This is a genomic window from Bifidobacterium sp. LH_491 (assembly GCF_056356495.1).
The window spans coordinates 1,315,305-1,339,916 of the sequence record NZ_JBKEUI010000001.1 but is presented as its reverse complement, the minus strand read 5'-3'; the positions used below and the strand labels follow the sequence as shown (position 1 = coordinate 1,339,916).

Sequence of the window (24,612 nt, the reverse complement as noted above, 5' to 3'; positions counted from 1 at the left end):
CGACTGAACACCCTGTTCATGACGTAACGTCAATGTTAGTCTGAAGGGAATCGGCATGGTGTCTATATGCGGTATCGCCGCAGCCGGTCGTCGTGGAGCCATGTTCCCTATACTTCGTCGACGGCCGCCACCATGGTGGCGGTAAGTGTCCCGCAAAGGATAGGTGATCGTATGAAACACCTGTATCGGACAGTGGTAGCGACCTTGCTGTTCTCGATGCTGGCCGTGCTGGCCGTCATGGGTGTCTATGCGGTCAGCGTTGATGTGAGCAATACCTCCGGGTACCTGCGTGATTTGGTGGAGGAAGTGTCTCGCAATGCTTCCCGGTTGCGGGAAGAGGCGCAGGAGAGCAGACGGCTGCTGCAGGAGGATTACGTCAACCGCGCCCAGGCGGTCGATTACATGATGGAGCAGGGGGCGCGTGACAATTGGAGCGCCGATTTGCAGGAAATCCGCCAATTCATGGATATCGAAGCGATTCATCTCATGAACCTCGAGGGAACGATTCTCGAAGACACCGACCCCGCGCTGGTGGGCACGACATTCGATTGGATGGATGGGTTGCAGGCAGTCGTGCAGAACGGCGAGCCATCTGCCGTGCAGCTGGAGGCGAATGATCAAGGCATTGTAACGCAAGTGAAGGTGGTGCTGCCAGCAGCGCAGACATTCGGTGGGCAGGCGAGAACATCCGTATATCGCGTATTGTCAATCGACGCCGATGTATCGGGGCTGCGAGTGCCGGATACGCAAGGTGCGCTGCGGCTGGCGGTGCTGGGCATGAGCACCGAACGCAGCACCGTCGTAATGACCATCCATGCCGATACCGGCGACGTGGGAGCGGTGTCGGTAAACAATGACCGGGATCTGCAATTCACGGGAGGCGGCGACGGCGCGCTTGCCGTGGCGCGTGCGGCGATTCAGGAGCCGGCGTATGCGAGCGTGAACGGACAGCTGCGCATCGTGCGCTCGATGCGGGTGGGCTCGTCCTATGTGCTGGCGTTCACGTCCATGGCAACGTTGCTCAGCGGCGCGGCGAAGCAGTTTGCATGGTTCGCCATCTTGCTGGCGGCCGTGGCGGCGATAACCGTGCTGGTGCTGCGCAGACGCATGGCTCGCACGGTATTGCGTGATGTCGCGCGTGTGCGTGACGACGTGCGTGCGGTACTGGCCGGTGATTTCTCTCGGGGGGCGTCATCGGCGCAGGTGCCGGAGCTGCGAGAGTTGTTCGCCGTTATCCAACGGCTACGCGAAGGGTACATCCGCAAGTCGGAGCATTGGACGGTGTTGTTCTCGGCATTAGGCGATGACATCGGCGTATTCGAATGTTCCCCCGCACTGGGCACGGTATTGGCAACGGACAACATTCAGCACATGGTCGGATACGACGACGAAACCTGGAAGCAGCTCATGCATGATGCTCAACGATGTGAACGGGAAATACTCGCGTGGATGCAACGGTGCGGCGAACAGCAGGTTATGGCTTGCGGCGAGAGATACCTCGAATTGCGCGTACACCGCGAAGAAGGCGAATTGCAAGGCATTATGGTTGACCGCACTGCGCAAGTGCGCGACCGGCAGGGGTTGCAGCGCCGCCTGGACTCGGCCAGACAGATGGGTGACACCGACGCATTGACCGAAGTGCTGAACCGGCGCGGATTTACCGCAATGGTTGAGAATCTGGACAAGCGCGAAGGCATGCTGCTGATCGCGGACGTCGACGACTTCAAACAAATCAACGACCGGCAAGGTCATCCCGCCGGCGATCGGGCGCTGCGTACGGTGGCGCAGGCATTGCGCGAACAATTCCGTTCCGACGACGTCATAGGGCGTATTGGCGGCGACGAATTCTGCGTATGGGTGACCCGCGTGCTGGATGACGACGTACTGGCTGGCAAGCTTGGTGCATTGCAGGCGAGGCTATCTCGATCGGGAATGTCGCTGAGCGTCGGCGTGGCGCGTTCCTCAGGTGACTTGCCGTATGAAATGCTGTATCAGAGGGCGGATAGTGCGTTGTACGCAGCGAAACATGCCGGCAAACACCAATATCGGGTATACGACGAAAGCGAGAGGGGTGCATAAATGGCGGTGTCATGGTGGTATGCGCCGATCGCATTGGCGGTTCTGGCGGTGATGTGGCTGGTCGCCAGGGTTCGGCCTTCGTGGCGGGGCGGCTTGATCGTGGCTGATATGGTGGTATGCCTGGTGTATATCGGATGGCGTGTCACGACCATTCCTTTCCGGGCGGGCCCGGTCAGTGCGACGCTAGGCGTCTTGCTGTTCGCCGCGGAAATGTTGGGCATGGTGGCGTTTTTCGATTTCCAATACCTATTTTTGGGCAAACGTCGCCAATTGTCTGGGGATATTCGCGCATATGGAGACAATCTACCGTTCGTCGATGTGTTGATTTGCACCTATAACGAACCGTTGCGTGTGCTGGAGATGACGATGGCTGCGGCGGTGCAATTGGATTATCCGACGGACCGCTTTAAGGTGCATGTATGCGATGACGGCAATCGCAAGGAATTGGGTGAGCTGTGCGCCTCCTATGGGGTGGATTGGATAACCCGCGAAGGCAACGAGGGGGCGAAGGCCGGCAATATCAATCATGCGTTGGAGATGATCGACGGCGAGTTGTTCGCGGTGCTAGATGCCGACATGGTGCCCAAGCGGGAATTCCTGCAGCGCACGGTCGGCTATTTTGCCGATGAGCGGATGGCGTTCGTGCAAACGCCGCAGACGTATTACAACCCGGACATGTACCAGTACAACCTGTCGCGTCGTGATATTCCCAACGAGCAGGACTTCTTTATGCGTGACATTCAGCAGGCTCGCGCCGACCGCAACGCCGTGCTCCATGTGGGTACGAATGCTGTCTTTCGTAAGCGCGATGTGCTGGCGGTAGGTGGCTATCCCACCTGCTCGATTACCGAGGATATGGCGGTGGGCATGCTGTTGCAGGCGCATGGCTATGCTTCTGCGTTTGTCAACGAGGAACTGGTGTGCGGACTGTCCGTAATGACCTTCTCCGATATGGTCAAGCAGCGCGATCGGTGGTGCCGTGGCAACCTGCAGGTGTTGCGCCATTTCAATCCGCTGTTCACCAAAGGGCTGAGTAGGTCGCAGAAAATCGCCTATTTGGATGGGGCGGTGTATTGGTTTTCCAATTTCCAAAAGATGATTTATCTGCTGTGTCCTCTGATTCACTTGCTGACGCATACGGTGATATTGGAGTGCACGTTTGCTGCACTGATGACCGTGTATATTCCCTTCATGGTGGGGCAGTACGCCATTTTTCATGTGCTGTCGCCGCGTACGCGCACCATTCGGTGGAGCCATTATTACGAGATTGCGATGGCGCCGCATCTGTGCGTGTCCATTCTCAAGGAATTGTTCCATGTGCGCACGTCGTTTGCCGTGACGGCGAAGGATACGGTATTGGACCGCGCGTCGTTCCAGATGTCGGTGGCGCTGCCGCACATGGTGTTGGCGCTGTTGACCGTGGCGGCTTGGGCGGTAAGCGCGGTGTCGTTCGCCATGCACTACGGCTATGCAGGGTCGATGCTGTTGAGCCTGGTGTGGAGCGTGTACAACGTCACCGGCATCATTGTCGCGATCATGGTGGCGTATCAGCGTCCTATCGTGCGTTCCAGCGAACGTGTGGCGGTGTTGGATACTGTCCCGGTATCGGTCCAGGAGGCTGGCGGCGTTGATGGAGTTGGCGGAACTGTCGGTGTCGAAACTCGTGGCGCTGATGGACGGTGCCGCTGCGATGGCGAGGTTGTGGATATTTCCGGTACCGGTATGGGCGTGCGGTTGGGCGGACGGCTGGATGAGCGCGCGGGACAGGATGATGGTGCCGATGAGACCCGAGAGTGGCTGCGCAGGGATGCCTCGGTGACGGTGATCCTGGATGGCGTGGCGTTGCCGGCAACGGTGGCCCGCGTGGCGGACCGGCAGGTGGGTGTGCGCTTCGGAGCACTTGATCCGGCGGGGATGCGCGCTGTGATGCGCGTGTTCGCCGAGCATATGCATTCCTATCGAGAGGCCGTGGACGCGGCGCGACGGGCTTAGTCGGAGGCTGACAAGAGGTGTCCGAGGGCAAGAGGTGGCGGCTGATCAGCGAAGCGGCGAAAGATCGCGAAGGGTGGCGAAAGGGTAGCGAAAGGGTAGCGAAAGGGGCGGCCACTGTGGGTGACCGCCCCTTAGATGGTGACGGTTGCTGGTTGCGGCGTTGAGGAGGATGGGCGCTGCACTGTCAGTGACCGTGCGGTTGGGGTGTACTGCCAGCCAGCGTCCAGTCAATCCATGCCGGTCAATCAGCGTCCGCTCAGGGCTTGCGCGTCCTGTTCGCGTTCCTGTTCCTCGCTGTCCGCAACCGCTTCGGCGACTTCGCGCAGCTCCTCGCCCAATGTGGCGGTGGCTCCGCTGCGGGCGATTTCCTCGCGGACGGTCTGACCGGCCTGCACCCAATGCCGGAAGATGTGATAGGCAAACAGGATGGCGACATACAACACGATGGCGCAGGCAAGCACGGTTTCCACCACCTGCAGCACGTGCAGCCATGCCGGCACCTGCCAGCCGTGCGCTTCGAAAAGCGTCAGCGCCTTGAGCAAGGCGGTGGCGGTGATGACGAAGGGGAAGGTGAATGCCGCGTAGCTGGGGTAGAACTTCAACCGCAGCAAGTGGGGCATATTCACCAGCACCAGTACGTACAGCAGTTGGGCGGCGATGAGCATCACGAGCACGAACCAGACGTTGGGGTCCGCGAATGCCGTGGTGTAGCCGGCGATGGACAGGCTCATAGGAGCGGTGTAGATCGCGAAGGTGGGCTTGGCTGGTTCGGGCAGCGGATGACGTGCCATGCGCATGGTGACCAGCGCCAGCATGAGCATATACAGCACGAAACCGATCCAGAAGATGATTTGCCCCAGTGCCTGCTGGCCTACGGGAGCGCTGGTGGCGGAGGCGACGACAATGCCGACGTAGCCGACGAACCAAGTGGGGAATACGTTGCTCAGCTGGAAGTCGTGGGCGACGAAACGGGTGGTGATGTGTGCCATCAGCGCCACATTGAAGCTCACCGCGAAGTACCACAGGAATACCGCCAGCGTGGCCCAGATGCCGCCTGCAGGCATGAGATACGTGGCGAATTGCATCATGGTCATGAATACGGTGGCGCTGACCGGTGCGACCACGGGGTTTTGCATGTCGTTGGTGATGATTTCCGCCGGCTGCACGAAGAACTTCGTGGCAACGGTGATGAAATACAGCAGGGAGACCACGCCGAAGACGATGCGCAGTGGCGTGGCGGCGCTGGCCGGGGTCATGGAGATCAGGAGGTTGCCCAAGGCGAGCATGCCGAGGGTGAGGCCCGCGCGGGGGAGCGCCACGGTTTTGTGGAAGTGGCGCGAACGGCGGCGGCGCAGGTCGCCGCGGGAAACAATGGCATGGTTTGCGTTAGTCATAGTGGTATCTTGCCTCTAGGCTTACCTATTACGCAAATCGATGTTTTCAATGCTTGTTATCGAAAAAATCGATAGCTTGTGGCTGAGGTGGAAACGAAGCTCTGACATGGCAAGGCGGTATTGTTGAGTGATATTGATGACGGTGAGTCGACGGCGGGGATTCGGTGAGGCTCGCGAGGTTGGTGTGTCTCGTGCACCGCGTCGGTGGACATTTCTACCATTCACTGTGTTTTTGTGCTAAATTGCAAACTGTGAACAATTATAATCCATTGCATAATGGGATGCAGAACACGGATGCAACAGTGATGGAAGTCGGCTCTGAAGCCGGGGCTTTGCCGCCCGCCGATCCGCAGGCGGCCATATCGATTCGTGGGCTTTTCAAGCGGTTTGGGGAGAAAGTCGCCGTGAACGGCCTGAGCCTGGACATACCCGTCGGATCGTTTTATGGCATGGTGGGCCCCAATGGCGCCGGCAAAACCACCACGCTGAATATGGTGGCGGGGCTGCTTACCCCGGATTATGGCACGGCGATGATTCTTGGACACGAGGTTTGGGCCGATGTGAATCGCGCGAAGCATTTGATTGGCATGATGCCGCAGGCCGATCAGATTTTCGACCGGCTCACCGGATCGCAACTGCTTGTGTATGCGGGCATGCTGCGGGGTATGCGTCGCGATGAGGCGTGCCGCCGAGCCGACGATTTGTTGGCGGCATTCGATCTTCATGATGCTGCCAATGTCATGGTGTCGGATTATTCGGCCGGCATGACGAAGAAAATCTGCCTTGCCTCGGCCATGATCCACGGTCCGCGTGTGCTGGTGCTCGATGAGCCGTTTGAGTCGGTGGATCCGGTGTCGAGCGCCAATTTGCGCGATATTCTGCTGGAATATGCGTCGGCTGGCGGTACGGTGGTGATTTCCTCGCATGTGATGGCGATGGTGGAAAAGATGTGCACCCATGTGGCGGTGGTTAATCACGGTCAAGTATGTGCCAGCGGCACGGTCGATGAGGTTGCGGCTGGCGAGGATCTTGAGGAGCGTTTCCTGCAGTTGGTGGGCGGGCGACACGAAGCGGCCCGTTTGGATTGGCTGGAACAGGACGGCTCGTCCGCGTCCCATGACGTGACTTCGGATGTTGCACCTTCTGGTGGTGTGCCTTCCGGTGTTGGGTCTGCGGGTGTCGCAACGCTGGATGCCGGTGTGACGCAGGGTGCTGCTCGTACGCAGAGCGCCGGGGAGGCATGATGGCTACGGCGTGCATCATGATTCGTTTGCGCTGGGCGCTGATGCTGGCGGAAATGCGCCGCTCGATGTGGCAGATGATCGGTTACATCGTGTCTTTCATCATTGGTCTGGCAGCGTTGGCGGGCGTCGTCAAGTTCGCGCGCATGGTAGGGGCGATGCTTGACGCGCCTGTTGTCATAGTGGGCACGGGCGCCGTGCGGATGGTATGGGGCCTGACCATGGTGGGGACGGCTTTGTTGTGTCTGGGGTGCATCATATTCCAACTGATGTGGGCCGGGTCCGGCATGACGATGGACCCGAAGATGTTCGCCATGTACGGTATTGACGACCGTACGATACACCTAGGCATGATGGGCGCTTCCCTGACCGGTTTGCCGTCGATATTCGGCGTGTTGGGGCTGCTGATCTGGGCGTCGGTGTTCTCCGGTCTTGGCGTGGGCGCTGTGGTGATGGCCGTGGTGGCGGCTCCGTTGACCATTGTTACATTGATGAGCCTGTCGAAGATGGTGCTGAACTTGTTCACCGCGCTGGCCAGCAGTTCACGCAGCCGCAACCTGACATATATGGTGGTACTCATCGTATTCATTGTGGTGTGTCAGATTCCCGGCATGGTGGCATCCTCCTGGCAGGATGCCTGGTTGGAGTCGGCATGGAGTATGCTGTCCTCTGCCGCTGCGGTGCTGTCGTGGACGCCGTTGGCGGCGCCGATGTGCCTGCCTTTCGACGTGGTTGATGGCAATTGGCTGGCGTTGTGTGTCCGTGTGGCGATTATCGCGGTGACATGGGCGGTGTGTTTTGTGGTCGGCGTGTGGGCGCTTCGTCGTCAGCGCGTTGCCGACAATGCCGGTCATAGCCGCGCCTCGGCCAAGGGCCTGGGGATGTTCGAGCGAGTGCCTGATAGCGTGTCGGGGGCGGTGTCTGCCCGCTTGTTCACGTATCTGGTACGCGATGTGCGTCAGGCCATGATTTGGGTAATGCCGGTGTTGTTCACGGTGGTGCTGGGCATTGAGACGTATGCCAACGGCGAGTTTGCCGTGGCGTTTTCGGCCTTATGCATATCGGGTTGGTTGATGGCGCTCACCGAAGGCAATGGTTTGGCGTATGACGGTCAGGGACTTGCCATGGAGGTTATCGCCGGTGTGCGGGGGCGTCAGGAGCGCATCGGACGTGTACGGGTGTATGGCGTTATCGGTCTGGCGTATCTGACGGTGATCGGTTTGGTGCTGGTGGCGCTTTCCGGTGCTTGGGCTGACCTGGAGTTGCTGCTGTTCGCGGTAGTCATGTGGGCCGTTGGCTTGGGCTTGTTGGGCTGTTCGCTGGGTTTGGCGCAGGTGTTGTCCTGCGTGCTCATGTATCCGGTGCCGTCGTTGGACCGTCCGTTCGCTTCGCCGCAGGGCCGTGGCGTGGCGCAGGGTTTCTTCCCGCTGGCGCATATGTTCGGCACATTGGTATTGATGCTGCCTACTGTGATCGTGGCCGTTGTGGTGATGATTTTCGCTCCGCTTTGGTATGGCGTGTTGGCTGTGGTCGCGCTGGTCAACGGCGCGGCTGTGCTCTATGGCGGTACGGTACTCGGCGGTAAGCTGTTGGATGCACGGGTGGTGCGTATCATGGCGACGCTGGATTCGTTCGCATCCCTGCAGCGATAACGCTTGTTGCCGACGGTATGCGCGCGGCTGCGGGCCGAACACCATCACGTCGATCCAAGGGGAAGATGCGTTGCCAGTCAAGCATGTGCCATCGTGGCGTACCGTCCATATACGCCGTGTGATCCGCGTGGTGGTTTCGTGCGTGTGCGCCACGGCGGCCATGGTCGGCTACGTGGCGGGGGACGTATGCGACGTGTTGCCTGGGCCGTTGACGCTGCAGGCTGTGCCGGTGCGCCATATCGATACCCCGTTGCAAGCTGTGTCGGGAGAGCCGATTGTGGCGTCGGTGGATACGGGGCTGCCGGTGGATTCGGCGCGTGCCGATGCCGTGATTTCCGCATTGCTGGCCGCGCCGGGTGTGGGAACTGACGTATCGGTGGCGATAGCCGACGGCACTGGCCAGATTGTGGCGCAACGGGAACTTGACACGCCCAGAGAACCGGCTTCGACGTTGAAAACGCTGACGGCGCTGGCGGCTTCGGCCACGCTGGATATGGGCGCTACCTTGGATACGCAAACGTATCTGGTGCAAACCGGCGATGTGCCGGTTGTTATCATCAAAGGCAACGGCGATATGCTGCTGTCGGATGGGTATAACGACGCTTCGCATGTCAATGGTCGTGCGGGCTTGGCGTCCTTGGCGCAGGATACGGCAACGGCGTTGCGTCAGCGTGGCATTGCGGCGGTGCAGGTGCGATATGACGATTCGTTGTTCGGTTCGACGCGAGCTCCGGCGAATATCGAGCGCAATAATCCGGGCAATCTGTACTACACCGGGGTGTCGTCGATGGCGATTGACGGCGGTCGTCAATGGAATGGACAGCGTCCCAGTAATCCTGACGTGTTTGAGGAGTATCCCACGCTATCGACCACGACGGCGCAGGATGCGGCTGGCGTGTTCGTCCAACGTCTGCGCGATCAAGGCATCGAGGTGCAAGGCGATGCGACGCAAGAGACGGTTCCCGCCAACACGTCGCCCATTGCGCAGGTGCATTCCGCCATGTTGAGCGAAATCCTGGCGTTTGCCCTACGGCATTCGGACAATACGTTGGCGGAGGAGTTCGGTAGGCTTACCGCGCTGGCGGCGGGTACTGACAATTCGCCGTCGGGCGCCGTGCAGGCGGTGCAGGCGGCGCTGGCTAAGCTGGGCATCTCCACGGACGGCTTGCAGATGGCGGATTGTTCGGGATTGTCGCCCGGATCGCAGCTCACCATACGCACGCTGCTTGATGTGCAGCATCATAATGTGGTGGCGGATGGTCAGGCCGCGGCAGCGGAAGGCTTGTCGATTCCTGGCGTGAATGGCACGGCGCAATATCGCATTACGGATGAAGCCGCAGCCGGGTTGCTGCGCGTGAAAACCGGCAGTTTGGACGAGGTGACGTCCATGACCGGCAATGTGTCACGCCGCTCCGGAGGAGTGCTGACGTTTGCGGTGATCGTCAATAATCCTGACGATTATGCCGCGGCCAAACAAGCGGTGGATACCTTCATCACTGAACTGGTGAACTTGTAAAAATCGCACAGAAAGGACTGGCGTATGACGTATTCGGCACGGCTGCGGCAAGCCATCGGTGATGTTCGTGCGACGCTGGTCAATGAAGGCGTGATATCCGGCACGACCCGGATGCGCGAGCATGGCGAGCATGCTCCCGCCGAACATGCTCCGCTGGTGCTGGTTGCCTGTTCGGGAGGCCGTGATTCGTTGGCTTTGGCATTGGTCGCGGCCAAAGTATGCGCTATGTTTGGCGTGCGGTGCGGTGCCGTAATTGTGGACCATCAGCTGCAGGAAGATTCTGCGAACGTGGCGCAGAGGACGGCGCGGGTGTGTGAAGACGCGGGATTGCATCCCGTGACAGTGCGCCGGGTGCAGGTGGTCGATGCCGGAACGGGATTGGAGGATGCCGCGCGAACCGCCCGATATGAGGCCATTGTCGACGAAGCTCGGCGTTGCGGTGCCGCGGCGGTGTTGTTGGCGCATACGCAAACCGACCAGGCGGAAACCGTGCTTATGGGTGTGTTGCGTACGGTGGGGGTTGACGCGGTGGTGGGCATTCCGGCGCGAGCCGTGCGTGGCGGAATACCCATGCTGCGGCCGTTCCTGAACCTTACCCGTGAGGATACCGCAGGTATCTGCGCCGATGCAGGCGTGTCCTGGTGGGATGATCCCACCAATGGCGAGGACGTCGGCAGCGATGCTTTTGGCGGCGGCGATGGGGCGACGTCAGCGCATGGTTTGTTGCCGGCACAGTATCCGCTGCGCTCGCGGGTGCGGCATGATGTAATGCCCGTGTTACGTGCGGTTACCGGTGCATCGGTGCAGGCGCATCTTGCCTACGGGGCGTCGGTGGCGGCGGCCGAGCGTGATTTTCTGTGCGCGCAGGCACGGCAGGCGTGGGCGCGGTGTGTGCGTGAAGAAGTTGCCGCTGCGGATACTGTGGCTGCGGCGCGTGCGGGCGAGAGGATGTTGCACGAGGGGGAGATGGATGACGTCATGACGGCCTTGGCTGGCGTGACGTTGGCGGTGAAACCGTTGGCGGCCGAACACGCTGCGATTCGCCGTCGGGTGATTGCCATGGCCATGTCGCGGCTTGGCATGCAGCCGTCGGCGCGTCATGTGCTTGCGGTGGAGCGTCTGGTTACCGATTGGCATGGGCAGGGAGCGGTGCATCTTCCCAGCAAATATTCGGCAAGTCGTCAGAAACACGTCATTCGCCTGTGTCAAGATGGTGAGCATGCGAATTGCTGATATCCAAGATGAAATTGATCATGAGCTGATTAGTCACGACCGTATTGTCGCGCGAATCAACGAGGTGGCGGCACAGGTCAGCAATGACTACCGTGACCGTGATGTGATGCTGGTTGCGGTGCTCAAAGGTGCCGTCAATACACTGGTGGCCTTCTCTCAGGCGTTGAGCATCCACACCACGATGGACTTCATGAGTTTGTCCAGCTACGGGACGTCGACAACCTCCAGTGGCACCATCACCATCCGTCAGGATCTGTCGACGGATGTTCGCGGGCGGCACATTTTGATTGTCGAGGATATCGTGGATTCAGGGCGTACACTCGCTTGGCTGGTCGAAGAGCTTAAGCAGCGCGGAGCCGCTTCCGTGGAAGTCTTCGCATTGCTGCACAAGCCGGCTCGCCGTGAAGTGGACGTGGACGTGAAATATCAGGGTTTTGAGATTCCTGACGAGTTCGTAGTCGGCTTCGGGCTGGACTTTGCGGAACGTTATCGCAATCTCGATTCGATCGCCGTGCTGAAACCGGCAGTGTATCAAGGAGCGTAGGGCATGAGTTTTCCCCAAGGGCCGCAGCAGCGCCCGCCGATGGGCAATAACGGCGGCAATAATCCCTTCAATATGCGCAACGACGGTTCGCGTCAAGGCAATGGCAAAGGACCTCGTGCGTTCTGGCAGTCGCCGTGGCTGTGGGGTGCGGTGGTGGTGTTGCTGGCAGTGGGCATGTTCGGCATGTTCTTCGGCGGCGGTACGCAGACCATCGACACCAAGGATGGTTTGTCGCTGATTGAGGACGGCAGCGCCCAGTATGCGGAAATCATTGACAACAAACAGCTGGTGAAGCTGGAATTGTCCAGTAATTTCGTCAAGCGCGATGCGCAAACCGGTGCCAGCCACAACTACGGCAAGAAAGTGCAGTTCTACTACACCTTCGCCCAAGGAGGACAGCTGATTTCCTTGGTGGAAAAAGCCAACCTTTCCAAGGGATGGACGAGCACCATCCAATCGGCCAGTATCCTCAGTTATTTGATTACCTCGCTGGCTCCGGTGCTGCTGATTGTGCTGCTGTTCTGGTGGATGATGCGCGGCATGAGTTCGGGCGGCATGTTTGGCATGGGCAGCAAGAAGAACCACGGCAAGTTGCTGGACGGGCAGACACCCACCACGAAGTTTGCCGATGTCGCCGGTGAGGATGCCGCCGTGCAGGAAGTCGAAGAAATCAAAGACTTTCTTAAGGATCCGTCCAAGTACAAGGCGCTGGGCGCCCGTATTCCGCGCGGCGTACTGCTGTATGGTCCTCCCGGCACCGGTAAGACCCTGCTGGCTCGTGCCATCGCCGGTGAGGCAGGTGTGCCGTTCTATTCGATGGCTGGTTCGGACTTCGTGGAGATGTTCGTTGGCCTAGGTGCTTCCCGCGTGCGTGACTTATTCGAAGAGGCGAAGAAGAACGCTCCTGCCATCATCTTCATCGACGAAATCGATGCGGTTGGTCGTCGCCGTGGTTCCGGCATGGGCGGCGGTCATGATGAACGCGAGCAGACGTTGAACCAGCTGCTGGTGGAGATGGATGGTTTCAACAACGATACGAATCTGATCATCATCGCGGCGACGAACCGTCCTGATGTGCTTGATCCGGCATTGCTGCGTCCTGGTCGTTTCGATCGTCAGGTAGGCGTGGAAGCGCCTGACCTGGAGGGTCGTGAGGCTATCTTGAAGGTGCATGCCAAAGGCAAGCCGTTTGTACCTGATGTTGATTTGCATGCTATTGCCGTGCGCACGCCGGGCTTCACCGGTGCTGACCTAGCCAATGTGCTCAACGAGGCGGCGCTGCTGTGCGCGCGTGCCGGAGCACAGCTGATCGACAATCGCGCTATCGACGAAGCCATTGACCGTGTGCAGGCTGGCCCGAAGCGCCAGTCCAAGGGGATGGCGCTTCAGGAGCTGCGCAATACTGCCTATCACGAGGGTGGGCATGCGTTGGTGGCGGCTGCTTTGCACAACACCGATCCGGTGACCAAGGTGACGATTTTGCCGCGTGGCCGTGCGTTGGGCTATACGGCGGTAATGCCGACGTCTGACCGCTATTCGCAGTCCCGTAACCAGTTGCTCGATCAGATGGCGTATGCCATGGGTGGGCGCACCGCCGAGGAAGTGGTGTTCCATGATCCGACGACGGGTGCGTCCAACGATATCGAGAAGGCAACGGCGATCGCCCGCACGATGGTAGTCGAATATGGCTTCTCGTCGCGCCTTGGTGCCATCAAGTGGGCGGATGATGATGACCAGACCACGGTGATGGACGGTTTGCAGCCGCGCAAATACTCTGATCAAACCGCGCAGGTGATCGATGAGGAAGTGCTCAAACTGGTCGAAACTGCGCATACGGAAGCATGGACCATCATTAACGAGAACCGTGAGATTCTTGATGAGTTGGTGCGTCAGTTGCTGATGAAGGAAACGCTGAACGAAAAGGAATTGGCGGAGATTTTTGCCAATATCAAGAAGGCTCCGAAGCGTCGGATGTGGCTGTCCGACAGCATGCGACCCAATTCGGATATTCCGCCAGTGGAGATTCCTGAATCGTTGAAGCGTTCCGTGGGCATGAAGCCGGGCGAGTGACGCTGCGATGCACGCATGGTTGAGGGGTATGCCAAGCATCGGCATACCCCTCAATTTGTTGAAGCGAGTGACTCGCCAGTGGCTGTTCAAGGTGCATGTTGGCATGTTGATATGGTGTTGACACATAATGGTGAGGGAAGGATGATGGGATGATGGACGACGAAGGTAGGAGCGCCGCCTCGGATATGAGACCAGGGGTCGACACCGACCGCATGGTGCGCTGCACGCTGCGCCCGGAGCAAGTCAACGGCGCGGAGGTGACCTTGCGATTGGATCCGTCGGCATTCGCCGATGCGGATACGATATGGGCGATGCGGCAGGCGGTGCGCGTTGACGTCATCGTGCATACGGATGACCGGCAGTTTGCGGTGTTGGTGGATCATCCCTCGGTACGGCTTGCCTGCGATGAAACGTCCAACCCGGTCAAACAGTGGTATCTTGACGAAACGGCCGGGGAGGAATGTGGCGTTGCCGACGCTGTGGCATGCGGGGTGTTGGGAGATGGTTCGGACGAGATGTCGGGTGACGCGGTAGCGGAGTCATCTGGTGATGATTCGTTGTTGTGCCGCCGTGCGGTGGTGTCGTTGGAAAGTGTTTCCACGAATGCGGAATCGATGTTTCGACAGGCCGTGGTGAGCATGGATGCGTTTGCCGGCACACAGGTCGAGGGCATTTCGCCGTTATATCATGTCGGCGCGTTGCAAGGGTCGGATGGTATGTCGGCGGTGGTGCAGCTGCGTACCGGATTGTCGCCTACTGCGCTGATTGCCGCATTACAGGAGGTCGAACGGCTGCATGATGGTGCGGTTGACTTGGATGTTGTGGATATGCAGGGCGTGCATGAGAATACGCTGCAATGCCGCATTCCATGGCCGTCGGCGAAGCGTCGTGCGGCGGTGCTGGCGCCGTGGCTCGATATGGATGCCAATGCGGAATGTGATGGCGATCCGGTGGCATTTTTGCTAGCCAACGCCGACGACGCGGCTCGTGTGGGTGTATTGTCCGATCAATGGATTGTGGGAGCGATGTGATGAATGCTATGCGAACGCCGTGGTGGCATTATGTGATTGGCATCTTGCTGGGAGTGCTGTGCGGCATGGGTGTCATGTCGCTGTCGGATCGTACCGGCGTGACCTTGGCGGGTGCTCCCTGGGTGGTGGACGCGCTGCTCTTCGTGTTGGGTGTGGTGGTGTTGGCGCTGGCTTGGCAGGTGCGGGTGTATGCGCGTACCGATCCACGCAAACGGCAGACCACGCTTGATCCACGCAAGGCGGTATATGCCTTGATGCTGTCCAAGTCATTGGGGATTGCGGGCGCGGTGTTGGCCGGGTGGTATGGCGGGCAGATCCTGCTGTGTCTGGGGCACTTGGATGCCGAGTTCTATCGCCAGGTGGCTTGGCAGTGTGCGGTGGCTGGTGTGCTGTCATTGCTGGATATGGTTGCCGGCATTATCGGGGAACGCTGGTGTCAGCTACCGCCGAGCGAGGGGGCGGAACATCCCCGTATGCGCGAGGCTGAACGACAACGACAGATGGCCGGCGCAGCGGTGAAAACCTCGCATGAGTGAGACGGATATGCCGGATTGAACAAGGCGGTGAACGGAAACGTACCGATACCGAAGCGTAACGAACGGCGGGGTGTCTGCCCACCGTGGGCAGACACCCCGCCGTTCGTTAGGACGAGTCTTCAGGCCAAGAGTTCTTCGGGCACGCGAATCATAGCTTCCTGTGCCATGGCGGCGACCAGATGTCCGTCGCGGTCGTAGACGGCTGCGGTTCCCAGTCCGCGTCCATGCGCGGCGGTAGGGGTATCTTGGACGTACAGGTGCCATTGGTTGATGTCGATGTCACGATACCACCACATGGAGTGATCGAGGGAAGCGTAGGAAATACCTGGGGTTGCGATGCTTAATCCAGCTCGACGCAGCACGGGTTCCATCATGATTTGGTCGCAGCCCAAAGCCAGCATGGCACGGTGGGTGGTTTGTGAGGCGTCGATGGTGCCGTCGATTTTCATCCATACCATTTGTCTGCCGCTGTCGCGCTTGGCGCTTGTCGGGTCGGCGGAGAGCATCACCGTCGGGGTGACGTGGCGAATGTCGAAGGGTGACTGCTTGGCGTAATAGTGGGCGAAAGGCGATACCGCACTGTAGGGGGCCATGAGTTGCTGCGCGTTGGTCAGGGTCTCAGGTGCGGGAACGTCGGGCATCGGATCGGCGAATTGCACGCCTTGCTGTCCTTGTTCTTGGAATGAAGCGATGGCGGTGAGGATGGTCCCCTGTGATTGGGTGGCATTGACACGGCGGGCCGAAAACGAACGGCCGTCACGCAGCACGTCGACATCGAAGGTGACGGGTTGCGCGATGTCGCCTGCGGCGATGAAATAGGCGTGGGCGGAATGTGGCAAGCGGCTGTCAGGTACGGTGCGCGCCGCAGCCATGATGGATTGTGCGACGACTTGACCGCCGTAGACGCGTCCGGTGGGGAAATACAAGCTCTCGCCTACGAAACAGGTATCACTTTTGTGGTTTAGAGTTAGAACGTTGAGCACGTGGTCGATGGGTGTCGGCTGTGTGGTCGGCGCGGATTCGTTCATATGGTCCTCGATTCTGGTGGATGGCGCGTTGCGTCCAATAACATCTATCGGAATACCGCAATTGAGTGTAGTCTTTGCAGCACAATACTTGCGACGATACAACATCGTGCGTGTTGTATAATAATGTAGGGGCGGCGTACTAACGTGTACTGCGTCGTATTGCAAGAGCCAAGGAAGTGCTCTCGCAACGGAGCCGCGTGACATGCACGAAGGTGTGTGGGCGGCATACTACCGGCATTCGGGATTTATCTGTACTGCCGGAAAGGGGGATATTCATGAAATCCAATGGCGATGTTCGCTTGGTCGCCCGCATGCTGCGTCACGGTGGCCGTGCGGTGCGATGGTGGGCGACCACGTTGTGCGCTTCCGCAATGATAGTGGGTGCGATGGCGGGCGCACATGTGGCTGTGGCTGATGATCGGGCCACGAATGGACGTACTGATGTGTCGTTGGGATCCACGGTGACGGCATCTGGGCAGGAAGTTGCCGGCAAATGGGGTCCGGAACTGACTGCCGATGGTAAGGGAATGCCAGAACATGGTGCCGACAGTAGCGTGCACAATGCCGCGGACGCTTCCCGATGGAGCGCCAACACGGATAACAAGACCATGACGGGCAATTGGTGGCTGCAATACCAATTCGCCAGTACTGTGCATATCGATGAGGTGTCCATCGAATGGGGCAATACCTATGCCACCGCATATCGCCTGCAGGTGTCGGAGAATGGTTCGCAGTGGACCACTGTTGGAGATCGGCTTGTAGGCAAGAAGAGCGCTAAAACCACGGTGACCTTGAAAACACCTGTGGACGCACGGTACCTGCGCATGGTAGCTACCCAAAAAAGCCAGAAGTGGGCGCTTTCGGTGTGGGAAGTCTACATTATGGGCGTTATGGATAAGGTTGCGGACAACCCTGTCCAGGCGCTGACGCCCAAGCCGCTGGTCGCCCAAGCGTTGGATGGACAGGGGTATGTGCTGGATGCGAAAACCTGCGTAAGTCTGTCGGATGATTCCTTGAAGCCTGCGGCCGCGTTGTTGCGTGATGCGTTGAGTGCCTCCTATGGCGTGGGCTTAACGCAATCCACCGGGGCATGCGGTGTGACCATCACGCGTGATCCTCAGCTCTCGATAGCGTCCTCGGTAGACGCTTCGCAAAGTGTACAGGCCAATGAGGCATACATCTTGGATAGTGATGCCAATGGCGTGAGGATTACGGCGGTAAGCGCCCAGTCAGCGATTTGGGGTGTGCAGACGCTGTTGCAGCTGGTTGGGCCGTGGGCGCATTCGGCAACTCGCGTGGCGCAGGAAGCCCGCGTGCCGGCCGCGCACATTGTCGATGCGCCGCGCTATCAGTGGCGTGGGTTGACGCTGGATGTGGCTCGTTCGTTCTCTCCGACGGATGAAGTCAAACGCATGATCGATGTCATGTCGTCATATAAGTACAACGTATTGCACCTGCACTTGTCCGATGACGAGAGTTTCCGTGTGCAGATTACCAACGAAGGTCGTGTCTCAGGGGACACCGTGGATTACACGAAGCTTGCCGAGGTGTCGAGTACCGGCAGCTACAACCATGATTGGGCGGTAAAGAAGAAGCAGTTCTGGACGTCCCCGATTAATGGCCGCACGGGATATTACACGCAGGAAGAGTTCATCGACCTGGTGGCATATGCTGCCGATCGCGGAATCAGCATTATTCCCGAGATCGACGGACCGGCCCATAGCATGGGCATGCTGCACGCATTGCCCGAACTCAATGTGGGCAATGCGTTGCCTAAGCCCGCGGAAGGCAAGGCTACGGCGGAACTCACCTATGAACAGTGGGGTAAGACCAGCCTGGCTACCGATAGCGAAGTGACCTACACGGTGATGGGGCACATCATGAGTCAGTTGCGGGGCATGATCGAACAAGGCCTGGAACGTTCCGGTATGCCGGTTGAGGTGATGCGCCGACAGTACTTCCATATCGGTGGCGACGAGTTGGCTGCCAACGCCAACGATTTGACCCAACGCATGCAAACATACCTAGGTAAGCTGGGCAAGCAGGTTAAAGATAGTGGTTCCACTGTCATCGTGTGGAACGACGGCATGGATGCCGCTGATCAGCTTCCGGACGGCACGGTGGTTCAGGTGTGGACCGGCAGGGCTGACGACCATAACGGACGCATCCAGAGCTTCGTCAGGGAACACAACGGCAAAATCATCATGTCGCCGGTAGCCAATACTTACGTTGCGCAGAAGCCGGGCAAGGACACCGTTGGTCCTGACTGGGCGTGTGGCGCGTCTGGCTGTGATACCGCCAAGTACTACAACTGGAATCCCACCACGCAAGCGTATGTCAATGAATCCGACATGCTGGGTGTGGAAGCGGCGTTGTGGAGCGAACATGTGCGTACGCTCAGTGACGCCGAGTTCATGATGTTCCCGCGCATGCTGTCCACGGCCGAAGTGGCATGGACCCAACAGAACTTGCGCAATTATGCCAATTGGAATGCGCGGGTCGGGCTGATGGGCATCGATCTGATGAATCGTGGCGTGAATTTCCATGTCGCCGGTGAAGTGACCAGTTGGCAGGCGCAGTATGTGACCTATGATGCCGTGGGAGCCGACGTAAGCCAGCCGGTGCGTATCGGCGGCTATGCGGAGCCGAAAATCGTCGACCAATCGGCGGTGAAGCTGCGCGCCACCTTCCAGGATGACACCGCGCGCAATGTGGTTGAGCTGCCGGTGACGGTGAGCATGGAGCAGGGATATCAGGGGCAACAAGTCAACGAGCAAGGGCAGCAGATGCTCTACGGCACTAGGATGAATGGCGTGGCAAATGTGTCGGTGGACATTCCTGAATCATTGCGTAACCATGCGCAGGGCACTATCACCGTGCAAGGCGGCACTGGAGAGCAGGCCGGCGTCAATATGGTGTCCAGCACGGTGCCGATTCGGATTGAGCGGGGTAAGGTGATGGCCATTGGTGCATTGTCGAGTGAGCCAACACCGGAACCAAGTCCGCAACCAAGCCCTGAACCGACGCCGGGCCCAACACCAGAACCGGCGCCGCCGGCGGCAGGTCAGTCTGGCGATGACGCGACGCCCGGGCAAGGGGCGACCAACAGCGGACCTCGTTCGTCGGTTACGCTGCCGCCATCAGGTGCCGCCACTATTGGTGTCATGCGTTCGGCGATAGTGTTGGCTATGTCTGGGGCGATCGTCGCATTGGTTGCCGCACGGCGCTGGCGTATGCGGCATTAGTCACCCGGTATTAATAACATGCGCGGCGTTGACCTAGTGGAGACATTGGGTCAACGCGTCAATGGCCAACACATACGCCCCTGCGTACATGAGTTGTGTACGCAGGGGCGTATGTGGATTCGTGTGGCATAACGCGCGTGCCACACGACTGCGCAGGCTACACGCGAGTGAGCTTGCGGTGCAGGCGATGCGGCTTGGATGCCTCTTCGCCCAAACGGGCCACCTTGTTCTCCTGATAGGCCTGGAAGTTGCCCTCGAACCAATACCAATTGGCCGGGTTCTCGTCATTGCCTTCCCACGCGAGTATATGCGTGGCGACGCGGTCCAGGAACCAACGGTCATGGGAGACGACCACGGCGCAGCCGGGGAATTCAATCAGCGCATTCTCCAACGATTCCAACGTTTCGACGTCCAAATCGTTGGTGGGCTCGTCGAGCAGCAGCAGGTTGCCGCCCTGCTTGAGGGTCAGCGCAAGATTCAGGCGGTTGCGTTCGCCGCCGGACAGCACGCCCGTCAGCTTCTGCTGGTCGGAACCCTTGAAGCCGAAGCTAGCCACATAGGCGCGGGTTGGCACTTCCACGCCGCCCACTTCCATGAAGTCCAAACCGTCGGAAACCGCTTCCCACAGGTTCTTGTTGGGATCCAAGCCGGCGCGTCCCTGGTCGACGTAGCTGATCTTGACGGTTTCGCCGACGTTGAGTTCGCCGCCGGAGAGCGGCTCCAAGCCGACGATGGTCTTGAACAGGGTCGATTTGCCCACGCCGTTGGGGCCGATCACGCCCACAATGCCGTTGCGCGGCAACGTAAAGCTCAAATCGTCGATAAGCACGCGGTCGCCGAACGCCTTGTGGATATGCTTGGCTTCCAACACCGTCGAGCCCAGACGCGGCCCCGGCGGAATTTGAATCTCGGAGAAGTCGAGCTTCTTGGAATTGCGTGCCTCCTGCTCCATCTGGTCGTAGCGTTCCAGACGAGCCTTGTTCTTGGCCTGACGGGCCTTGGGGGAGGAGCGCACCCAGTCAAGTTCGCTCTTGAGGCGCTTGGCGAGCTTGGCGTCCTTGGCGCCCTGGATCTCCATACGCTTCGCCTTGGTCTCCAAATACGTGGTGTAGTTGCCCTTGTACGGATACAGGTGGCCGCGGTCGACCTCACAAATCCATTCGGCAACATTGTCCATGAAGTATCGATCGTGGGTGACGGCGATTACCGCTCCCTGATATTGGTGCAGGAACTGCTCCAGCCACAGAATCGACTCGGCGTCCAAATGGTTGGTGGGCTCGTCGAGCAGCAGCAGGTCGGGAGCTTCCAGCAGCAGCTTGCACAAGGCGACGCGGCGGCGCTCGCCACCGGAGCACACGTTGACCGGGGTGTCCGGATCGGGGCATTGCAGTGCGTCCATGGCCTGCTCGAGCTGCGAATCCAAATCCCAGCCGTTCGCGGCGTCGATTTCGGTTTGCAGCTTGCCCATTTCTTCCATCAGGGCGTCGAAATCGGCGTCAGGATTCGCCATCTCTTCGCCGATTTGGTTGAAACGTGCGACTTTTTCGGCAATTTCGCCGAACGCCATCTTGATGTTTTCTCCGACGGTCTTGGTGTCATCCAGCGGCGGTTCCTGCTGGAGGATGCCGACGGTGAAACCGGGAGTCAGACTTGCTTCGCCGTTGGAGACGGTTTCCAAACCTGCCATGATTTTCAGCAGGGTGGACTTACCCATGCCGTTGGGGCCCACCACGCCAATTTTGGCGCCAGGCAGGAAGCTTAGGGTGACGTCGTCGAGAATGACGCGGTCACCGAAAGCCTTGCGGGCCTTGATCATCTGATATACAAACTCAGCCACAGCTACTCTTTCCGTTGTCAATTACCATGTCAGCGGTTGCGCTCCTTGATGCGGTCGGACGAATCGGTCAGACGCCGACCGGCTGTAGGCAATGCTGATGTATCCGCCGATATATCAGCCGGCTTGCCCATCCAAGGCGCAGCACAGTACCTGTGGCATTATCCCATATGCCGTCTACACGGGTTGGAAAAGATGGCGGCTTACGCAGTGGCGTGTTCCTCCGCGTCGTCCACACTGGTGTAGCCTTCCAACATTACGGTGTGGCGCACGCTCTCCTCGGTGAGGTTGCGTCCGTGTGCCGCACACTCGTCGATAAAGGCTGCATAGCTGGCGAACATGGGTGCCGAATAGGTGCTGATCTCTCCGCGCAGATAGGTTTCCAACGAGGTGTATTCGTCGCTGTCTTCCGAGGTGGTGAGCACTCGCATGCCGTTGCCAAGCCGCGGATATCGTTGTCGGAAGTCTCGTGCCCAGACCACTTGGATTGCGATGACGCGCTCTTGCTCGCGTCGCCTGGACTCATCGAGCGCGGGCAGGAACGGCGCAATACGCTCACGGAATTCGTCAGGGGCGGTGGATTCCATCATGCGAGCATATTTTTCGGTGATGAGATTGCGGCCGTCGCGTTCGGCGTTGCGCAGGTCTGCAGCCCATGATGCGATGAGTGATTCGGGCCATGTGAGGAACTGGCTGAGTCGCATAATGCGGAACGTGCGCCAATTATCCTGGCAGGACGCTCGGCCGCCTTCGTTATGGGTGCGTTGGAACTGTTCCCATTCAAGCCGTACCACATCCTCCATCAGTGCGGTGGGTTCAGGTGTGGCACGAGGGTCGACGCCGTCGGCGATGTTGGCGTCGTTGCTCGTGTTGTCATGGAACTGCATGATCGCTCCTTATCTCAAGAACATTCGTCGAGCTTCGTCAGTGCGACGCGTGGCGTGCCGTTGCATCATCCTGCGGAGGTTTGCTCACCATGCTCCGTTGGGGTGGCCGGCGCCGGCAAACTGTGCAGGCATGCGGCATCGCTGACAATATGCGACTCCACATACGGCCGCTGCCATTCCAGGAAGGTCTCCCGACTGGTGGTCAGACCTTCACGGCGCAGCTCGTCGACCACATCGGCGCAGATACCGTCCACCAAGGATTGGATCTGCACGGCCGCAGGGGTCGATCCCTTGCCGCCTTCGCCAAAACCCGCGCCGCCAAAACATGCGGCTGACGACAGACGCGCCATCGTTTCAAGGCGCTCGCAGACCGTGGCCAACCGGGTTGCCATGCGTGCGGATAGGCGGCGTAGCGCGGCGAATTGCCACTTATAATACGGCATATACCCGGCGCTGATCGGTGTGTTGATCAGGAACACAAGGGATGTGGCGGCGTGGATGAATTCACGAATCGACATCCAAGCGCCCATGCCGTCGCCTCTGGCAAGCATACGTGCCAGATTGTATTGTCCGGCTTGCGCCATCATGCCCAGCCGTCGGGAGACCAATGACAGACGTACATCATCCGGCATGGTCTTGAAGGCTTGGCGGCGAGAAAGCAACGCGCCCAATGGGTCGGCGAATACCTCGCCGTTGGTGGCGGCCGCCAGCGTGGGCTCATCCAGCAATAGCCATTCATGGGGTTTGTCGACGGACGGCGGCTGTGCGTAGCCGGTGATAGAGGCGAAAAAATCCGAAATGGCGAATACGCCGACGCGACGGGCGTCACCTTGTGCGCGCGGCGTGCGTTCTGCGGGGCCGAATCCCATGAACGACGAGGGTAGGCGTTCGTAATCGGCCTGCAAGGCTTCGCCGATGATGGCGTAATCCTCATCGGTGAGCCACAGGCAAAAACCGGGGCCGAAATCATGGTCGTGGGACAGATTGTCATCAAAGCCGTAGCATTCCGAGCCGTGGCCGATCAGACCGGCGGCGATGCGGGAGGCATATTGCGCATAGCGTTGTTCGATCAATGGTTTGCCGTATTCCTGCCAGTAGGCGCGGGAAAGGGCCAGTCCGCTGATGGCGGGACGATTATTGACGGGAGCGGAAGATACGTCTGCTGGAACGGTGGCTGAACTAGTGCCGATAATACCGGCGGCCGCGGTGCCGGCGATATTGCTGCTGGTGGTGTCGGCAGTGGCATTGACGTTCGTATCCGCGTTTGCGGCGGTGCCGGAGTGCTGGACATGCAGCGCCTGGCGGGCTTCGTTGAGGTTGGCTTGGGTGATGCCGTACGATTCGGCGTCGGTGCCGTAGCATTCGCCAATCAATGCCAACGCTCGCTCGTAAGCGTCGACGGCCTGTTTGAAGAGGCCAATACTGAAGCATACCTGTGCGTATCCAGCCAGAGCGCTGGCGAAATGGCCGTTGCCTTCGCCTTGCGCTCGCCGATAGATATCGAGGGAACGTGTGGCGTGCGAGAGCGCGTCGCACCGCAGTGCGTCGGCGTCGGCAGTGCTGAGGCCAGTGTCGTTGTCTGCGTCGACGCTATCGATGCGGGCGTGTTCAGCATCGTCTCTGAGGGCGTCGGCGCGTTGGGCGAGTACCAATGCCAGATTGGTGTGAGTGGCGGCGACATCCACATCCGTGTCGACGTCCACACTGGAGTGTTCGAGAACCTGCAGGGCTTGCATGAGCTCATGTTGGGCGGCGTGCCATTGCTGGGTGTCGCTGTAGAGCAGCGATAGGTTGTTATGCAAAGCGGCCATACGACGATCCGTCGCAGACAGGGTATGGGATGCGCTGTCAAGCGCCTGCTGGTAGAGGGTTTCTGCCTGTCCGTAGTCGCCGGCAGCTCGATAGGCCGTGGCGGCATTGATAATGGTGGTGGTCCAGCTGTCGGTGCCCGCCACGTGCATGGCGTCCAGCAGAGCAAGGGCCTCTTTGACAATGGAGCGGTTGTCCTCGTGGCGGCCTTGAGCGCGGTACCAGCCCATAAGCTCGTTGAGCACGGCAAGCACTCCGGCATCGTCATGGCGGAGTTTTGTTTGCTGCAACGTATCGGTGAGATACCGATGCACGTCGTCCGCAGAAGCGTGGTCGGCGAACAATTGGTCCAATGTTGCGAAGAACCGTGGAATATCCAGTGTGGTGTCGTCGTTACTCATACCCACTCCTTGCCCTGGTGCGCGAGGGGACGCGGCGCGTTTGGCGTGGCGTCGTTGCCCTTCCAGTGTACGGCCGTAGGGTATGTATTCGCGTGGCGTGGCGGTGTGAGGGTGCTCACA

General features: G+C 59.4%; 16 protein-coding genes. 11 read left to right on the top strand and 5 right to left on the bottom strand.

The genetic code is table 11. The annotated features are described in order from the left end of the window. The first annotated feature begins 171 nt into the window (after positions 1 to 171). Both AC1AWK_RS05100 and AC1AWK_RS05095 read left to right on the top strand, forming a co-directional pair. Positions 172 to 2,079 (top strand): sensor domain-containing diguanylate cyclase, encoded by a 1,908-nt coding sequence (locus tag AC1AWK_RS05100; protein ID WP_476568682.1) that lies wholly within the window; start codon positions 172 to 174, stop codon positions 2,077 to 2,079. Further along, a complete protein-coding gene (locus tag AC1AWK_RS05095; RefSeq protein WP_476568679.1) occupies positions 2,080 to 4,071 on the top strand; it encodes a glycosyltransferase family 2 protein in 1,992 nt (663 codons plus the stop codon). A gap of 245 nt (positions 4,072 to 4,316) precedes the next feature. On the opposite strand, the gene AC1AWK_RS05090 is transcribed toward AC1AWK_RS05095, so the two are convergent. After that, positions 4,317 to 5,465, bottom strand: a complete 1,149-nt coding sequence (locus AC1AWK_RS05090) for a TDT family transporter (RefSeq protein ID WP_476568677.1) — start codon at positions 5,463 to 5,465, stop codon at positions 4,317 to 4,319. A gap of 305 nt (positions 5,466 to 5,770) precedes the next feature. Here AC1AWK_RS05090 and AC1AWK_RS05085 point away from each other — a divergent pair, with 305 nt between their 5' ends. The 8 genes from AC1AWK_RS05085 to AC1AWK_RS05050 all read left to right on the top strand — a co-directional run bounded on the left by AC1AWK_RS05085 (position 5,771) and on the right by AC1AWK_RS05050 (position 15,288). Next, entirely contained in the window at positions 5,771 to 6,709 is a 939-nt protein-coding gene (locus AC1AWK_RS05085) for an ABC transporter ATP-binding protein (protein WP_476569633.1), read from the top strand. Next, positions 6,706 to 8,358, top strand: coding sequence for an ABC transporter permease (locus AC1AWK_RS05080; protein WP_476568675.1), 1,653 nt, complete (start codon positions 6,706 to 6,708; stop codon positions 8,356 to 8,358). The genes AC1AWK_RS05085 and AC1AWK_RS05080 overlap by 4 nt, the downstream gene beginning before the upstream one ends. A gap of 160 nt (positions 8,359 to 8,518) precedes the next feature. Further along, a complete protein-coding gene (gene dacB, locus AC1AWK_RS05075; RefSeq protein ID WP_476569631.1) occupies positions 8,519 to 9,874 on the top strand; it encodes a D-alanyl-D-alanine carboxypeptidase/D-alanyl-D-alanine endopeptidase in 1,356 nt (451 codons plus the stop codon). 24 nt (positions 9,875 to 9,898) lie between these two features. After that, a complete protein-coding gene (gene tilS / locus AC1AWK_RS05070; RefSeq protein ID WP_476568673.1) occupies positions 9,899 to 11,107 on the top strand; it encodes a tRNA lysidine(34) synthetase TilS in 1,209 nt (402 codons plus the stop codon). Next, complete coding sequence (gene hpt / locus AC1AWK_RS05065) at positions 11,094 to 11,651, top strand: hypoxanthine phosphoribosyltransferase (protein WP_476568671.1); 558 nt, start codon at positions 11,094 to 11,096, stop codon at positions 11,649 to 11,651. The genes tilS and hpt overlap by 14 nt, the downstream gene beginning before the upstream one ends. A gap of 3 nt (positions 11,652 to 11,654) precedes the next feature. After that, positions 11,655 to 13,721 (top strand): ATP-dependent zinc metalloprotease FtsH, encoded by a 2,067-nt coding sequence (gene ftsH / locus AC1AWK_RS05060; RefSeq protein ID WP_476568669.1) that lies wholly within the window; start codon positions 11,655 to 11,657, stop codon positions 13,719 to 13,721. 149 nt (positions 13,722 to 13,870) lie between these two features. Beyond that, positions 13,871 to 14,752 carry a 2-amino-4-hydroxy-6-hydroxymethyldihydropteridine diphosphokinase gene (locus tag AC1AWK_RS05055; RefSeq protein ID WP_476568667.1) on the top strand — a complete coding sequence of 294 codons (882 nt, stop codon included), beginning with the start codon at positions 13,871 to 13,873 and terminating at the stop codon, positions 14,750 to 14,752. Then, complete coding sequence (locus tag AC1AWK_RS05050; protein WP_476568666.1) at positions 14,752 to 15,288, top strand: DUF3180 domain-containing protein; 537 nt, start codon at positions 14,752 to 14,754, stop codon at positions 15,286 to 15,288. Before AC1AWK_RS05055 ends, AC1AWK_RS05050 begins: the two co-directional genes overlap by 1 nt. Positions 15,289 to 15,407: 119 nt before the next feature. Here AC1AWK_RS05050 and AC1AWK_RS05045 read toward each other — a convergent pair whose 3' ends face one another. Beyond that, on the bottom strand, positions 15,408 to 16,316 hold the full coding sequence (locus AC1AWK_RS05045; protein ID WP_476568664.1) for an acyl-CoA thioesterase: 909 nt from the start codon (positions 16,314 to 16,316) through the stop codon (positions 15,408 to 15,410). Between the two features lie 275 nt (positions 16,317 to 16,591). On the opposite strand from AC1AWK_RS05045, the gene AC1AWK_RS05040 reads away from it, so the two are divergent. Further along, positions 16,592 to 19,561: a family 20 glycosylhydrolase gene (locus AC1AWK_RS05040; RefSeq protein ID WP_476568662.1), complete on the top strand. Its 2,970-nt coding sequence runs from the start codon at positions 16,592 to 16,594 to the stop codon at positions 19,559 to 19,561. A 157-nt stretch (positions 19,562 to 19,718) separates the two neighbouring features. Here the strand turns inward: AC1AWK_RS05040 and ettA are convergent, their stop codons facing one another. From ettA to AC1AWK_RS05025, 3 genes are all read right to left on the bottom strand, one after another. After that, positions 19,719 to 21,398 carry an energy-dependent translational throttle protein EttA gene (ettA, locus tag AC1AWK_RS05035; RefSeq protein ID WP_476568660.1) on the bottom strand — a complete coding sequence of 560 codons (1,680 nt, stop codon included), beginning with the start codon at positions 21,396 to 21,398 and terminating at the stop codon, positions 19,719 to 19,721. Positions 21,399 to 21,598: 200 nt separating this feature from the next. Beyond that, the gene (locus AC1AWK_RS05030) at positions 21,599 to 22,198 is read right to left on the bottom strand and encodes a DUF4125 family protein (RefSeq protein WP_476569629.1); all 600 of its coding nucleotides are present in this window, start codon (positions 22,196 to 22,198) and stop codon (positions 21,599 to 21,601) included. A 149-nt stretch (positions 22,199 to 22,347) separates the two neighbouring features. Beyond that, entirely contained in the window at positions 22,348 to 24,492 is a 2,145-nt protein-coding gene (locus AC1AWK_RS05025) for a DUF4037 domain-containing protein (protein WP_476568658.1), read from the bottom strand. Positions 24,493 to 24,612 lie beyond the last annotated feature (120 nt).

Excerpts from the sequence above, each read along its gene's own strand:
- AC1AWK_RS05100 (WP_476568682.1), top strand. The coding sequence starts at position 172 with ATGAAACACCTGTATCGGACAGTGGTAGCGACCTTGCTGTTCTCGATG.
- AC1AWK_RS05095 (WP_476568679.1), top strand. The coding sequence starts at position 2,080 with ATGGCGGTGTCATGGTGGTATGCGCCGATCGCATTGGCGGTTCTGGCG.
- AC1AWK_RS05090 (WP_476568677.1), bottom strand. The coding sequence starts at position 5,465 with ATGACTAACGCAAACCATGCCATTGTTTCCCGCGGCGACCTGCGCCGC.
- AC1AWK_RS05085 (WP_476569633.1), top strand. The coding sequence starts at position 5,771 with ATGGAAGTCGGCTCTGAAGCCGGGGCTTTGCCGCCCGCCGATCCGCAG.
- AC1AWK_RS05080 (WP_476568675.1), top strand. The coding sequence starts at position 6,706 with ATGATGGCTACGGCGTGCATCATGATTCGTTTGCGCTGGGCGCTGATG.
- dacB (WP_476569631.1), top strand. The coding sequence starts at position 8,519 with ATGGTCGGCTACGTGGCGGGGGACGTATGCGACGTGTTGCCTGGGCCG.
- tilS (WP_476568673.1), top strand. The coding sequence starts at position 9,899 with ATGACGTATTCGGCACGGCTGCGGCAAGCCATCGGTGATGTTCGTGCG.
- hpt (WP_476568671.1), top strand. The coding sequence starts at position 11,094 with ATGCGAATTGCTGATATCCAAGATGAAATTGATCATGAGCTGATTAGT.
- ftsH (WP_476568669.1), top strand. The coding sequence starts at position 11,655 with ATGAGTTTTCCCCAAGGGCCGCAGCAGCGCCCGCCGATGGGCAATAAC.
- AC1AWK_RS05055 (WP_476568667.1), top strand. The coding sequence starts at position 13,871 with ATGATGGACGACGAAGGTAGGAGCGCCGCCTCGGATATGAGACCAGGG.
- AC1AWK_RS05050 (WP_476568666.1), top strand. The coding sequence starts at position 14,752 with ATGAATGCTATGCGAACGCCGTGGTGGCATTATGTGATTGGCATCTTG.
- AC1AWK_RS05045 (WP_476568664.1), bottom strand. The coding sequence starts at position 16,316 with ATGAACGAATCCGCGCCGACCACACAGCCGACACCCATCGACCACGTG.
- AC1AWK_RS05040 (WP_476568662.1), top strand. The coding sequence starts at position 16,592 with ATGAAATCCAATGGCGATGTTCGCTTGGTCGCCCGCATGCTGCGTCAC.
- AC1AWK_RS05030 (WP_476569629.1), bottom strand. The coding sequence starts at position 22,198 with ATGGAGGATGTGGTACGGCTTGAATGGGAACAGTTCCAACGCACCCAT.
- AC1AWK_RS05025 (WP_476568658.1), bottom strand. The coding sequence starts at position 24,492 with ATGAGTAACGACGACACCACACTGGATATTCCACGGTTCTTCGCAACA.